This is a genomic window from Sphingopyxis sp. PET50, from assembly GCF_025244705.1.
Classification (GTDB): Bacteria; Pseudomonadota; Alphaproteobacteria; order Sphingomonadales; family Sphingomonadaceae; genus Sphingopyxis.
This window is the reverse complement of record NZ_CP104207.1, coordinates 834,701-847,606: the sequence shown is the minus strand read 5'-3', so window position 1 is coordinate 847,606 and position 12,906 is coordinate 834,701. Positions and strand designations below refer to the sequence as shown.

General features: G+C 65.9%; 9 protein-coding genes and 1 pseudogene. 4 read left to right on the top strand and 6 right to left on the bottom strand.

Annotated features, from left to right (window positions below; translation table 11 throughout):
- The 4 genes and pseudogenes from N0A20_RS04400 to N0A20_RS04385 all read left to right on the top strand — a co-directional run bounded on the left by N0A20_RS04400 (position 1) and on the right by N0A20_RS04385 (position 3,782).
- Positions 1–1,752, top strand: a complete 1,752-nt coding sequence (locus N0A20_RS04400; RefSeq protein WP_260582777.1) for a lytic transglycosylase domain-containing protein — start codon at positions 1–3, stop codon at positions 1,750–1,752.
- Positions 1,742–2,267: pseudogene (gene moaB / locus N0A20_RS04395) on the top strand (molybdenum cofactor biosynthesis protein B). The gene N0A20_RS04400 and the pseudogene moaB overlap by 11 nt, the downstream one beginning before the upstream one ends.
- An 81-nt stretch (positions 2,268–2,348) precedes the next feature.
- Positions 2,349–3,434, top strand: a complete 1,086-nt coding sequence (locus N0A20_RS04390; protein WP_409574725.1) for a PA0069 family radical SAM protein — start codon at positions 2,349–2,351, stop codon at positions 3,432–3,434.
- A gap of 57 nt (positions 3,435–3,491) precedes the next feature.
- Positions 3,492–3,782, top strand: a complete 291-nt coding sequence (locus N0A20_RS04385) for a GIY-YIG nuclease family protein (RefSeq protein ID WP_260582776.1) — start codon at positions 3,492–3,494, stop codon at positions 3,780–3,782.
- Between the two features lie 62 nt (positions 3,783–3,844).
- Here the strand turns inward: N0A20_RS04385 and N0A20_RS04380 are convergent, their stop codons facing one another.
- From N0A20_RS04380 to N0A20_RS04355, 6 genes are all read right to left on the bottom strand, one after another.
- Positions 3,845–5,449, bottom strand: coding sequence for a long-chain fatty acid--CoA ligase (locus N0A20_RS04380; protein ID WP_260582775.1), 1,605 nt, complete (start codon positions 5,447–5,449; stop codon positions 3,845–3,847).
- Between the two features lie 182 nt (positions 5,450–5,631).
- Positions 5,632–9,123, bottom strand: coding sequence for a DNA polymerase III subunit alpha (dnaE, locus tag N0A20_RS04375; RefSeq protein ID WP_260582774.1), 3,492 nt, complete (start codon positions 9,121–9,123; stop codon positions 5,632–5,634).
- 175 nt (positions 9,124–9,298) lie between these two features.
- Positions 9,299–9,775 (bottom strand): glutathione peroxidase, encoded by a 477-nt coding sequence (locus N0A20_RS04370; protein ID WP_260582773.1) that lies wholly within the window; start codon positions 9,773–9,775, stop codon positions 9,299–9,301.
- A 132-nt stretch (positions 9,776–9,907) separates the two neighbouring features.
- Positions 9,908–10,582, bottom strand: coding sequence for an ABC transporter ATP-binding protein (locus N0A20_RS04365; protein ID WP_260582772.1), 675 nt, complete (start codon positions 10,580–10,582; stop codon positions 9,908–9,910).
- Entirely contained in the window at positions 10,575–11,825 is a 1,251-nt protein-coding gene (locus N0A20_RS04360; RefSeq protein ID WP_260582771.1) for a lipoprotein-releasing ABC transporter permease subunit, read from the bottom strand. Before N0A20_RS04360 ends, N0A20_RS04365 begins: the two co-directional genes overlap by 8 nt.
- A gap of 382 nt (positions 11,826–12,207) precedes the next feature.
- Positions 12,208–12,891, bottom strand: a complete 684-nt coding sequence (locus N0A20_RS04355) for a Crp/Fnr family transcriptional regulator (protein WP_260582770.1) — start codon at positions 12,889–12,891, stop codon at positions 12,208–12,210.
- Between the last annotated feature and the right edge of the window lie 15 nt (positions 12,892–12,906).

Here is a 12,906-nt window from a genome sequence, read left to right as displayed (position 1 = left end):
ATGACAAGATGGACCGCGGCGCTCGCCGCATCGCTTCTTTTTTTCGCCGCAACGCCCGCGATCGCGGCCGACGGGGGCGATCCCTTCGCCGCCGCGCCGCAGACCGTGCCGTCGATCCTGTCGGGCAAGCAGAAACAGCTTTATACGCAAGTCGTGTCCGCCATCCGCGGCCAGCGCTGGACCGAAGCCAAGGCGCTGCTCGACAGCGCGGACAACGGCCCGCTCACCGATTTCCTGCGCGCCGAACTGCTCGTCGCGCCGAACAGCCCCAGGGCCGAAGTCGCCGACATCATGCCGATCCTGTCGCGCTCGCCGCAATTGCCGCAGGCCGAACAGCTCGGCCGCCTCGCCGCCAAGCGCGGCGCGACCGATCTGCCGACGCTTCCCTATCAGACGCGCCTGTCATGGGCCGGCAGCGCGCCGCGCCGCCTTGGCGCTGACAGCGTCAGCGATCCCTTTGCGAGCGGCCTCGCCCGCAGCATCCCCGACCGCATCAAGAATGACGATCCGGCGGGCGCGGAAGCGCTGCTCAACGCGGTCATCGACAAGCTCAGCCCCGACGCGCGCGCCGAATGGCAGCAAAAGGTCGCCTGGTCCTATTATATCGAAAACGACGATGCGAATGCGCTCCGTCTCGCGCTCGCCTGCGTCGCCAACGGCGGCGCCTGGGCGACGCAAGGCGCCTGGACGCAGGGCCTCGCCGCATGGCGCCTCCGCGACTATCGCACCGCCCTCGCCGCCTTCGACCGCGTCGCCAGGGAAGCCCCCGACAGCGAATTGCGCGCGGCCGCCTATTACTGGTCCGCACGCGCCGCGATGGCTGCCGGCGAGCCCGCCGCGGTCCAGCCGCGCCTGCGCGCCGCCGCCGCGAACGAGGAAACCTTCTATGGCCTGCTCGCCGCCGAAACGCTCGGCCAGCCGACCGTTCACCAGCAACAGAATGTCCGCGCCGACCGCAGCGCCTGGCGCGCGCTCGAGGAGCAGCCGAACGTCCGCGCCGCGATCGCGATCGCCGAAATCGGCGAGGACAAATATGCCGACGAACTGCTCCGCCATCAGGCGCGCATCGGCAAGGCCGACCAGCATGAGCAGCTGATCGGGATCGCCAACGCGCTCAGCCTGCCCGAAACCCAGCTTTATCTCGCGCACAACACGCCGCAGGGTCGCAAGCTCGCCGCATCGACGCGCTATCCGCAGCCGAAATGGGAACCCAATGGCGGCTGGCGGGTCGATCCCGCGCTGGTCTTTGCCCATACGCTGCAGGAATCGCGCTTCCAGCGGACCGCTGTCAGCGGCGCGGGCGCGATGGGGCTGATGCAGGTACGCCCCGGTACCGCGCGCGACCTTGCCCGCTGGAACGGCGATCCGACCGGCCCCGGCGACCTCAAGACCCCCGCGGTCAATATGGATTTCGGGCAGCGCTACCTCGAATATCTTAGCCGCGACGGCTCGACCGGCGGCCAGCTGCCCAAGGTCATCGCCGCCTATAATGCCGGCCCCGCGCCGATCGCGCGCTGGCAGACCGAGGTGCGCGACGGCGGCGATCCTTTGCTCTACATCGAATCGATCCCCTATTGGGAAACGCGCGGTTATGTTGGCATCGTGCTGCGCAATTACTGGATGTACGAAGCGCAGCAGGGCAAGCCCTCGGTCAGTCGCTCCGCGCTGGCGCAGGGGCAATGGCCGCGCTTTCCCGATACCAAGGACCGCACCCGGCTGACCTATGCCGGCGGGCTGACGAATGCCGATTGACGAAAGTCTCAACTTCAAACCGGTCCGCATCGCGGTCCTGACCATTTCGGACAGCCGCAGCGCGACCGACGACAGATCGGGCGACACGCTCGTCGACCTGCTCACCGGCGCTGGCCATATCCTCGCCGACCGCGCAATCATCCGCGACGAAAAGTCGCTGATCGTTTCGCGCCTCCACAACTGGATCGACGATCCCGAAGTCGATGTCGTCATCACCACCGGCGGCACCGGCGTCACCGGCCGCGACGTCACGCCCGAGGCGCTGCACGCGCTCGACGGCAAGGACATTCCCGGCTTCGGCGAACTGTTCCGCTGGCTGAGCTATCAGAGCATCGGCACCTCGACGATCCAGTCGCGCGCCTGCGCCGTGGTGGCGCGCGGGACGTATATCTTCGCACTTCCGGGTTCCACCGGGGCGGTCAAGGATGCGTGGAACGGCATTCTTTCGACCCAGCTCGACAGCCGGCGACAAGCCCTGCAACTTCGTCGACCTGATTCCGCGACTGACGGAATAGCGAAATCCGTCGCCCCCGCGCAGGCGGGGGTTACGGCAATTTGTTCTTCCTTTGTTCTATCCAGCGCTATATCCTCGCCCGGTGGAATCAAAATCCCTCCCCCCGATCCCCGGTCGCGGCGCACCAACCAACCTTCGCCCAACCCGTACCGGCTCGCTGGCACGCGAAGCCGACGGTGACTGGCTCGACGAAGCCGAAACCATCGACGGCGCGGCACCCCGCCTGCGCACCACCGTCACCATCGAGCATCCCAAAACGATCATCGCCCGCAACACGTCCCCCGACATCGGCTTCGACCGTTCGATCAATCCCTATCGCGGCTGCGAGCATGGCTGCGTCTATTGCTTCGCGCGCCCGACGCACGCCTTCCACGACCTGTCGCCCGGCCTCGACTTCGAAAGCCGCCTCTTCGCCAAGCCCGACGCAGCAAAGCTGCTGCGCGCCGAACTCGCCAAACGCAATTACAAGGTCGCGCCGCTCGCGATCGGCACCAACACCGACGGGTATCAGCCGATCGAACGCGAATGGGGCATCACCCGCTCGGTCGTCGAAGTGCTGGCCGAGACCCGGCATCCCCTCATCATCACCACCAAGTCGGATCGCCTGCTTCGCGACATCGACCTGTTGGCCCGAATGGCGAAGGACGATCTGATCGGGGTCGCCGTCTCGGTCACCAGCCTCGACCCCGCCCTCGCCCGCACGCTCGAGCCCCGCGCCCCGCACCCGCGCCGCCGCCTCGCCGCGATCCGCAGACTCATCGACGCGGGCGTGCCGACGCAGGTCAATATCTCGCCGATCATACCCGCGATCACTGACCATGAGATCGAAGCGATCATGAAAGCCGCGTCGGAGGCGGGTGCGATCCGCGCCTCCTATATCCTCGTCCGCCTGCCGCACGAGGTCGCGCCCCTGTTCCGTGCCTGGCTCGCCGCGCATTATCCCGACCGCGCCGCCAAGGTGATGCACATGATCCAGGACATACGTGGCGGACGCGACAACGATCCCCATTTCGGTACCCGCATGCGGGGTCAGGGCATCTGGCCCGACCTCATCCGCGCCCGCGTCAAGCGCGCCGCCCGCGAATATGGGATGGACCGGCGGTTTCCGCCGCTGCGCTGCGACCTGTTCCGCCCACCCGAACGCGACGGGCAAATGGAGTTGTTCTGAAAGCATAGCGTCGCCCCCGCGAAGGCGGGGGCCGCTGGCGTCATGGAGCGCGGACCGATGAGAAATGCCTATGTCTACATCATGACGAACAAGCCGATGGGCATTCTCTACATTGGTGTGACAGCCGATCTACCGGCTCGAATCTTCGCCCACCGATCTGGCCAAGGTTCGGATTTCTGCAAGAAATGGCAGCTGAGGCGATTGGTCTATGCCGAACCTTTCGATCGGATCGACGAAGCTATCGTCCGGGAAAAAGCGATGAAGAAATGGAAGCGGGTCTGGAAACTTCGGCTCATTTCCGAAGCCAATCCCGAATGGGTCGATCTTTTTGACCGCCTCAACGGCTGAGCGATGCCGCCAGCGGCCCCCGCCTTCGCGGGGGCGACGATCCGGCTTTCTCTCCGTCCGCCTCACGCCTCCGCCAATGACCTCAACCGATAATCCTTATAATCGTCGCGCAGCTGACGCTTGAGCAGCTTGCCGGTCGCGGTGTGCGGCAGCTCGTCGACGAAGATCACCTCGTCGGGTAGCCACCATTTCGCGACCTTGTCGCCCAGATAGGAAATCACCGCGCTCTCGCTGACCTCCGCCCCCGGCTTCTTCACCACCAGCAGCACCGGCCGCTCGTCCCACTTGGGGTGATAGACGCCCACTGCCGCGGCCTCCTGCACCCCCGGCGCGCCGAGCGCGGCATTTTCGAGCTCGATCGACGAAATCCATTCGCCGCCCGACTTGATGACGTCCTTGGCGCGGTCGGTGATCTGCATCGTGCCGTCGGGGTGCAGTACCGCGACGTCGCCCGTGTCGAACCAGCCGTCCTCGTCGGCGGCATCCTCGTCGGCGCGGTAATAGCGTTTGATGATCCACGGCCCGCGGATCTGCAGCCGCCCGCTCGTCTCGCCGTCGCGCGGCAGAACGCGATCCTCGTCGTCGACGACGCGCAGTTCGACCCCGAAGGGCGGACAGCCCTGCTTGGCGATATTGTCGACCCTTTCCTCGAAGCTCATGTCGTCCCAGTTCCAGGGCCTTTTGCCCATGGTGCCGATCGGGCTCGTCTCGGTCATGCCCCAGGCGTGCGCGACCTCGATATCGTCCCTCATGAACCGCTCGATCATTGCGCGCGGGCACGCCGAGCCGCCGATGATGACGCGCGCGAGCTTGCCATAGCCGATGCCGGTCTTGTCCATATGCGCGAACATCGCGATCCACACCGTCGGCACGCCGGCGCTGTGCGTCACTCCTTCCTCGTGCATCAGGTCGCACAAGACCTGCGCGTCGTTGGTCGCCGAAAACACCAGCTTCGCCCCCACCGTCGCCGCCGCGAAGGGCACGCCCCAGCTGTTGGCATGGAACATCGGCACGATCGGCAGCACGACGCTGCGGTTCGACAGGTCGAACACGTCGGGCTGAATCTCGGTGATCGCGTGGATGACGTTCGAGCGATGCTCATAGAGCACGCCCTTGGGATTGCCCGTCGTGCCGCTGGTATAGCAAAGCCCGACCGGGTCGCGCTCGTCGAGCTCGACCCACTGGAAACTGTCGTCCTCAGCCTCGATCAGGTCGCGATAGCTTTTATAGTCGCCCTGCGCCGGCGCGTCGAACAGGATGAAATGCTCGACGGTCTTGAGCTCGGGGCGCAGCCGCTCGACGATCGGCAGGAACATCGCGTCGAACAGCAGCACGCGGTCCGCCGCATGGTTGACGATATAGACAAGCTGTTCGTCGAACAGCCGCGGGTTCACCGTATGCAGAACCCCGCCCAGCCCGGCGCTGCCGTACCAACTCACGAGATGGTGGCCGTGGTTCATCGCCAGCGTCGCGATGCGGTCACCCTTGGTGACACCGAGCCTCGCCATCGCCGCGGCGAACCGCCGCGCGTCCCTGCCGACCTCGCCCCAGGTCGATCGCGTCATGCTGCCGTCGGCCCAGCGCGACACGATCTCGCGCGACGCATGCTCGCGCGCGGCATGATCGATCAGGCTGGTGACGAGTAACGGCTGGCCCTGCATTCCCATATCGCATCCTCTTTGTCGTTTCGCCTTGGATAAGGCGGGGAATGCGTTGGGCGCAACTACAATATCCCTCCCCTTCGGGGGAGGGCAGCGAGACTTGCGAACTTGTTCGTTAGCCGCAGCGGGTGGGGTTGTCCTACGCCTAAAGACCCCGCCCCAACCCCCTCCCCTGAAGGGGAGGGGCTTTAGGAACGCACCCGGAAATCGCGCGGCGCGACGAGCGACAGCCTGGGTTCGATCACCCCCGCGACCATTTCCAGCCGCGCGACCAGGTCGGGGTCGAGCGCGAAGCGGCGGCCGAGGTTGACGCGAATGTCCAGCCCGGTGTCGGGATCGGGCGTGGTGACGACGATCGTGCCGCGCGCGTCCTCGCGCCGCTCGGCAAGGCGCGCGAGGTCGGCGATCGCGCTCGCCGCCTCGATCCGGCATTCGAGCTGCAATGCCGCGGTGGCCGCGATGTCGGCGAGCGGCTGCGCCCCGCGCACGGTGACGCGCGGCGTCTCCTCGCCCTCGAGCAGGTCGAGTTCGACCGACAGCATCGCGCAGCCGCCGTCGGCCGCCAAAGCTTCCAGCACCTTGCCCGCGCCCTCGTCGAAACAGCTCGACTGGAACTGGCCACTACGGTCGGACAGCGTTAGGTTGAGGAAGCGGTTGCCGCGCTGCGACACGCGCGGGCGGGCGCTTTCGACCATCGCCGCCATCGTCATCGGGATGCGCGTCCCCGGCGTCATCGCGACATTGGCGCAGATATCGCCATAGCTGCGCGCGCCGCGCGCCGCGACGATCGCCTCATATTGCTCGACCGGGTGGGCGGAGAAATAGAAGCCGAACGCCTCCTTCTCGCGCGTCATCCGCTCGGCAAGCGTCCAGGGTTCGGCGGCGGGCAGTTGCAGCACCGGCGCGATCGCGATGTCACCGCCGAACAGCCCGCCCTGCCCCGTCGAACGTTCGTGCGCCGAGCTGTTGGCGCAGGCGAGCAGCGCCTCGGCGCCCGCATAGGCGCGCGGCCGTTCGGGCTCGATCGGGTCGAACGCCCCGCCCGCCGCCAGCGCCTCGATCTGCCGCCGGTTGAGCAGTTTGGGGTCGATCCGTCCGGCGAAATCGTCGAGGCTGGCGAAATCGCCGTGCGCCCGGCGCTCGGCGACCAGTGCCTCCATTGCCTTTTCGCCGACTCCCTTGAGCGCGCCGAGCGCATAGCGCACCGCCAGCCCCTCGTCGGTCTGCCCGACCGAGAAATCGGCCTCGCTGTCGTTGATCGACGGCGGCGCGATGCCGACGCCCAGCCGCCGCATATCGTCGATGAACACCGACAATTTGTCGGTCTGATGGCTGTCGAACGACATCGACGCCGCAAAGAATTCGTGCGGATGATGCGCCTTCAGCCAGGCGGTCTGGTACGACAGCAGCGCGTAAGCCGCGGCATGGCTCTTGTTGAAGCCGTAGCCCGCGAATTTGTCGATCAAGTCGAACAGCTCGTTCGCCGCCCTGGGGTCGATGCCGTTGTGCTCGCCGCAGCCCTTGACGAATGTGTCGCGCTGCGCGTCCATCTCAGCCTGCACCTTCTTGCCCATCGCGCGGCGCAGCAGGTCGGCGCCGCCGAGGCTGTAGCCGGCGAGGATCTGCGCCGCCTGCATCACCTGTTCCTGATAGACGAAGATGCCGTAGGTTTCGGCAAGGATGCCCTCGAGCAGCGGGTGCGGATAGGCGATCTTCTCGCGCCCGTTCTTGCGCGCGCCGAACAGCGGGATATTGTCCATCGGGCCGGGACGGTACAGCGCGACGAGCGCGATGATATCGCCGAAGTTGGTCGGCTTCACCGCCGACAGGGTGCGCCGCATTCCTTCGGATTCGAGCTGGAACACCCCGACCGTGTCGCCGCGCTGGAGCAGTTCATAGACCGCCGGATCGTCCCAGCCGAGCGCGTCGAGATCGACGTCGATGCCCCTGAGCGCGAGCAGCCGCCGCGCCTCCTTGAGCACCGACAGCGTCTTGAGGCCCAGAAAGTCGAATTTCACCAGCCCCGCGCTTTCGACATATTTCATGTCGAACTGCGTCACCGGCATGTCCGAGCGCGGGTCGCGATAGAGCGGGACGAGCTGGTCGAGCGGCCGGTCGCCGATAACCACCCCCGCCGCGTGGGTCGAACTGTGCCGCGGCAGGCCTTCCAATTGGCGCGCCATGTCGAACAGGCGGCGCACGCCGCCATCTTGCTTGTACTCGGTCATCAGTTCACTGACGCCGTTGAGCGCACGTTCGAGCGTCCAGGGATCGGTCGGATGATTGGGCACCAGCTTCGCGAGCCGGTCGACCTGGCCATAGCTCATCTGGAGCACGCGGCCGGTGTCCTTGAGCACCGCCCGCGCCTTCAGCTTACCGAAGGTGATGATCTGCGCGACGGTGTCGCGGCCGTATTTCTCCTGCACATAGCGGATCACCTCGCCGCGCCGCGTTTCGCAGAAGTCGATGTCGAAGTCGGGCATCGACACGCGCTCGGGGTTGAGGAAGCGTTCGAACAGCAGCCCGAGCTTCAGCGGATCGAGGTCGGTGATCGTCAGCGCCCAGGCGACGACGCTGCCCGCGCCCGACCCGCGCCCCGGCCCCACCGGAATATCGTGCGCCTTCGCCCATTTGATGAAGTCGGCAACGATCAGGAAATATCCCGGAAAGCCCATCTGGGTGATGACGTCGACCTCGAAGTCGAGGCGCTTCACATAGGCCTCGCGATCCGCGTCGCCGAGATCGGGATAGTGTGTGAGCCGGGCGGCGAGCCCGGCATGCGCGTCGGCCTTGAGCTGCGCCGCCTCGCCCTCGCGGTCGCCCGCGAGGCTCGGCAGGATCGGCTTGCGCTTCGGCGCCATATAGGCGCAGCGCTGCGCAACGACGAGCGTGTTGCGAATCGCCTCGGGCAGGTCGGAGAAGGCATCCTCCATCGCCTCGGCCGGTTTCAGCCAGGCTTCGGGGCTTGAAACGCGCCGGTCCTCGCTCTCGACATAGGCCGATTGCGCGATGCACAGCATCGCGTCGTGCGCGGCGTGGAACTGCGGCTCGACGAAGGACGCGGGGTTGGTCGCGACGAGCGGCAGCGCGCGCGCATAGGCCATGTCGATCAGCGCCTTTTCGGCGGCCTTCTCCGCCGCGTCGCCGCGCCGCGAGAGTTCGATATAGAGCCGCCCGTCGAACAGGGCTTCGAGCTGTTCGACATAATCCTCCGCCGCGGTCTGCTGCTCGCCCGCGAGCAGCCGCGCCAGCGCGCCCTCGCCGCCGCCGGTCAGGCAGATCAGTCCGTCGGTCTTGCCCGTAAGCGATGACAGGGTGACATGCGGGTCCTGCTCGACGGGGCGCCCGAGGTGCGCCGCCGAAACGAGCGCGCAGAGATTATTATACCCCGTCTCGTCCTGCGCAAAGAGCGCCAGCCAGTCGATCTGCGGCGCGCCGTTCGCAAGCCGCGGTCCCGGCCGCGCAATGCTCAGGAAGACGCCGACGATCGGCTGGACACCCGCCGCCTTGCACGCCTCGCCGAACGCCATCGCGCCATAGAGGCCGTTGCGGTCGGCTATCGCGATCGCCGGGAAACCGCGGTCACGCGCGGCTTTCGCAATGGCTTTCGGATCGATCGCCCCTTCGAGCATGGTGTAGCTGGAAAAGACGCGCAGGGGGACGAAGGGGCTGTAGGCCATTTGGTGACGCTAGGCATATGTGACGATTCGGGGAAGCGTCAGTATGCAAATTATGCACATCCGCTGCATACCAACTCCGTTTGTGCTGAGCTTGTCGAAGCACCGCACTTTTCTTCACCGTGGCAAGTGAAGGACGGCCCTTCGACAAGCTCAGGGCGAACGGATTTTAGAGCAGCTACCCCAGCAATTCCTCTATCTCTTTCCTCAGCTGCTCGGGCGTCGTCGCCGGCGCGTGGCGCGACGCCACCTTGCCGTCGCGCCCGACGAGGAATTTGGTGAAATTCCATTTGATCCGGCCTCCCAGCAGCCCGGTCTTTTCCTTCTTCAGATATCGGAAGATCGGATCGGCTCCGTCGCCGTTGACCTCGATCTTCGCCATCAGCGGGAAGGACACGTCATAGGTCAGCGAACAGAAATTGGCGATCTCCGCCGCGTCTCCCGGCTCCTGCCCGAGGAACTGGTTGCACGGAAAGGCCAGTATCTCGAACCCGCGGTCCCGATAGTCGCGGTACAGCGCCTCCAGCCCCTCATATTGCGGGGTGAAGCCGCATTTCGATGCGGTGTTGACGATCAGCAGCACCTTGCCCTTGTAGTCGGCCAGCGACTGCTCGCCGCCACCGGGCAGCTTTGCCGAAAGATCGTAAAGACCCATAGTCCGTTCCTCCATAGCAAATCCGTTCGTGTCGAGCGAAGTCGAGACACCCGTCGGCTTGGCACTCGTCGAGGGGCATCTCGACTTCGCTCGATGCGAACGGGTAATGGACTTATGATCAAGACAGCGAACCTACGCCTCGACCCGCCCTTCGTGCAAGCGCAGCACGCGGTCCATCCGCGCCGCGAGCCGTTCGTTGTGCGTCGCGACCAGCGCCGCCGATCCATTGTCGCGCACCAGCGCCACGAACTGGTCGAATACCTTGTCCGCCGTCGCCTCGTCGAGATTGCCCGTGGGCTCGTCGGCGAGCACCAGCAGCGGCCGGTTCGCCAGCGCGCGTGCCACCGCGACGCGCTGCTGCTCGCCGCCCGACAGCTTGCTCGGCTTGTGATGCAACCGCTCGGAAAGGCCCAGCCGCCCCAGCAATTCCTCGGCGCGCGCCTCGGCCTCGGCCTGCCCGGTACCGCGGATCAGCTGCGGCAGCACGACATTCTCGATCGCGTTGAAATCGGGCAGCAGGTGATGGAACTGATAGACGAATCCAATCTTCTCGCGCCGCGCGCGCGTGCGCTCGCCCTGCCCCAGGCGCGTGACGTCCTCGCCGTCGATCACGATCTTGCCGCCGAAGCCGCCTTCGAGCAGGCCAACCGCCTGCAGCAGGGTCGACTTGCCCGACCCCGACGGGCCGAGCAGCGCGACGATCTCGCCCGAACGCAGTCCCGCGTCGATCCCGCGCAGCACGTCGATCCGCGCCCCGCCCTGTTCGAAATGGCGCGTCAGCTGAACGAGCTGCAGGACGTCATTCATAGCGCAGCACCTGCACCGGATCGGTATTCGCCGCCTTGAAGGCCGGATAGAGCGTCGCCAGGAAGCTGAAGAGGATCGTCATCACCACCACGACGCCGATCTCGACCGGGTTGGGTTTCGAGGGCAGTTCAGTCAGGAAACGCACCGAAGGATCCCACAGATTCTGGCCCGACAGATACCCGATGCCGTTCAATATGCCCTTGCGGAAATAGAGCGCCACGAAACCCAGGATCAGGCCGACGAGCGTTCCCCCGACCCCGATCGCGACCCCGATCGCGACGAAGATGCGCAGCACCGAATCGCGCGGCGCGCCCATGGTGCGCATGATCGCGATGTCTCGCGTTTTGGCGCGCACCAGCATGATCAGCGACGACACGATGTTGAACGCCGCGACCAGGATGATCAGCGACAGGATGACGAACAGCGCCACCCGCTCGACCGACAGCGCCTCGAACAGGCTGTTGTTCATCGACCGCCAGTCGGCGATCACCGCCCGCGACGACAGTTTCTGCGCCAGCGGTCGCAATATCTCGCCGACGCGGTCGGCATCCTCGGTCTGCACCTTGATGATGCCGATCTGGTCGCCGGTCAGCAGCAGCAACTGGGCATCGGCCATCGGCATGATGATATAGGTCTTGTCGAAATCATAGACGCCGATCGAAAAGATCGCGCCGACGCGGTAGCTGATCTCGCGCGGCACCGTGCCGAAGGGCGTCGACCGCCCCGCGGGGTTGATGATCGTGATCTGCGATCCGACGGTCGCTCCCAGATTGTTCGCCAGTTCGGACCCCAGCGCGACCGTGCCCGATCCGTCGGTCAGGCTGTCGAGATGGCCCTGCTTCACCTCGCCCTTCAGCACGTCGTTGTTGCGGATGTCGGAAACCAGCATGCCGCGCACCGCCACCCCCTCGACCCGGCCGTTGAAGGTGGTGAGCAGGGGCTGTTCGATGATCGGCGTCGCCGAGGTGACCCCCGGCGTCGCACGTACTTCCTTCAGCACGTCGCGCCAGCCGTCGATGCGCCCGCCGAAGCCCTGCACCACCGCATGGCCATTGAGGCCGACGATCTTGTCGAACAGCTCGGCGCGCACCCCGTTCACGACGCTCATCACGATGACGAGCGACGCGACGCCGATCATCACCGCGATGAAGCTGAACGCCGCGGCGACGAAGATGAATCCCTCGCCGCGCTGCGGCAGCAGGTAACGCTTGAAGATGGTACGTTCGTAGGGACGCAGGATCATGAGCGGAACGGTCCCTCGAACGCGCGGGAAATGGCGGACATGGCGCCGCTTTAGGGGGCGTGCCGGGCGCTGGCAATGGGCGCTTTGGCGCGGCATGAATTGCGAGCGATTCGCAAAATATGTTGCCCATCGGCCACAGCGGGCGGCAAAAGCATCGCGATTCAACCACCAGAGGGTGACAAGCGGCGCCGGGCGGCCTAGCCCAGCGACTTCTGGATCACGCGGCTAAAGGCCCGGTTTCAGGGAGTGTGAACCTTTCGCCTGGTTCACGCAAAGGGGGATGGCGGTAGTTCGTCACAGGCGCCCGGGTCTCGGCAGAGGCCCGGGCGTTGTGATTCACACCTACCCGAATCCTCCCCTTCAGCGGAGGAGTTAGAAGAGATCACCCCTCGCTCTCGCTGATATCCTCGAGCATCCCGGCATCGAGTACCCGCACCCGCCCCTGTTCGAGCGAGATGACTCCCGATTCCTCCCAGCTCTTGAGCTGGCGGTTGATATGCTCGCGGCTCATGCCTGCGAAATTCCCGAGTTCGGTCTGCGACAGCTCGACGCGCTGCGCCGTCTCGATATCCTTGCGAATCAGCCGCTTCAGATAGCGCGCGAGCCGCGGGCCGGAGGCATAGGCGCGGTCGCTCTCGATGGTCTGGTCGGCTGTGCGCAGCCGCCGCGCGAGCTGCTGCATCAGCGACCAGGCGAAGTCGGGATGGCTCGCGGCGAAATCCCGCAGCGCGTTGCGCCCCAATTGCAATGCGCTGCCGGCGCTCGTCGCCGTGACCGATGCGGTGCGCTCGCCGCCGTCGAGCAGGGCGATCTCGCCCAGCACCGCGCCGGGTTCGGCATAGGCGAGCACGATCTCGCGTCCGTTCGGGGTCAGCATCGACACCCGCGCCGTGCCTTCGGTCAGGATCAACAGGCTGTCGCCCGCGTCGCCCTGGCTCAGCAACTCCTTGCCGCGGACGAAATTGATCTGGACCGCGCGCCCGGCGACATCGGCCCAGTCCTGCAGCGACAGGCCGGAAAATATGCTGTCGGGGCCCTGCAGTTCGGCGAGTTTCGCGTGATCCATAAGCCCCGTTTCCCT

Bases quoted from the DNA above. Each gene is read 5' to 3' on its own strand.
- N0A20_RS04400 (WP_260582777.1), top strand. From the start codon at position 1: ATGACAAGATGGACCGCGGCGCTCGCCGCATCGCTTCTTTTTTTCGCC.
- N0A20_RS04385 (WP_260582776.1), top strand. From the start codon at position 3,492: ATGAGAAATGCCTATGTCTACATCATGACGAACAAGCCGATGGGCATT.
- N0A20_RS04380 (WP_260582775.1), bottom strand. From the start codon at position 5,449: ATGGGAATGCAGGGCCAGCCGTTACTCGTCACCAGCCTGATCGATCAT.
- dnaE (WP_260582774.1), bottom strand. From the start codon at position 9,123: ATGGCCTACAGCCCCTTCGTCCCCCTGCGCGTCTTTTCCAGCTACACC.
- N0A20_RS04370 (WP_260582773.1), bottom strand. From the start codon at position 9,775: ATGGGTCTTTACGATCTTTCGGCAAAGCTGCCCGGTGGCGGCGAGCAG.
- N0A20_RS04365 (WP_260582772.1), bottom strand. From the start codon at position 10,582: ATGAATGACGTCCTGCAGCTCGTTCAGCTGACGCGCCATTTCGAACAG.
- N0A20_RS04360 (WP_260582771.1), bottom strand. From the start codon at position 11,825: ATGATCCTGCGTCCCTACGAACGTACCATCTTCAAGCGTTACCTGCTG.
- N0A20_RS04355 (WP_260582770.1), bottom strand. From the start codon at position 12,891: ATGGATCACGCGAAACTCGCCGAACTGCAGGGCCCCGACAGCATATTT.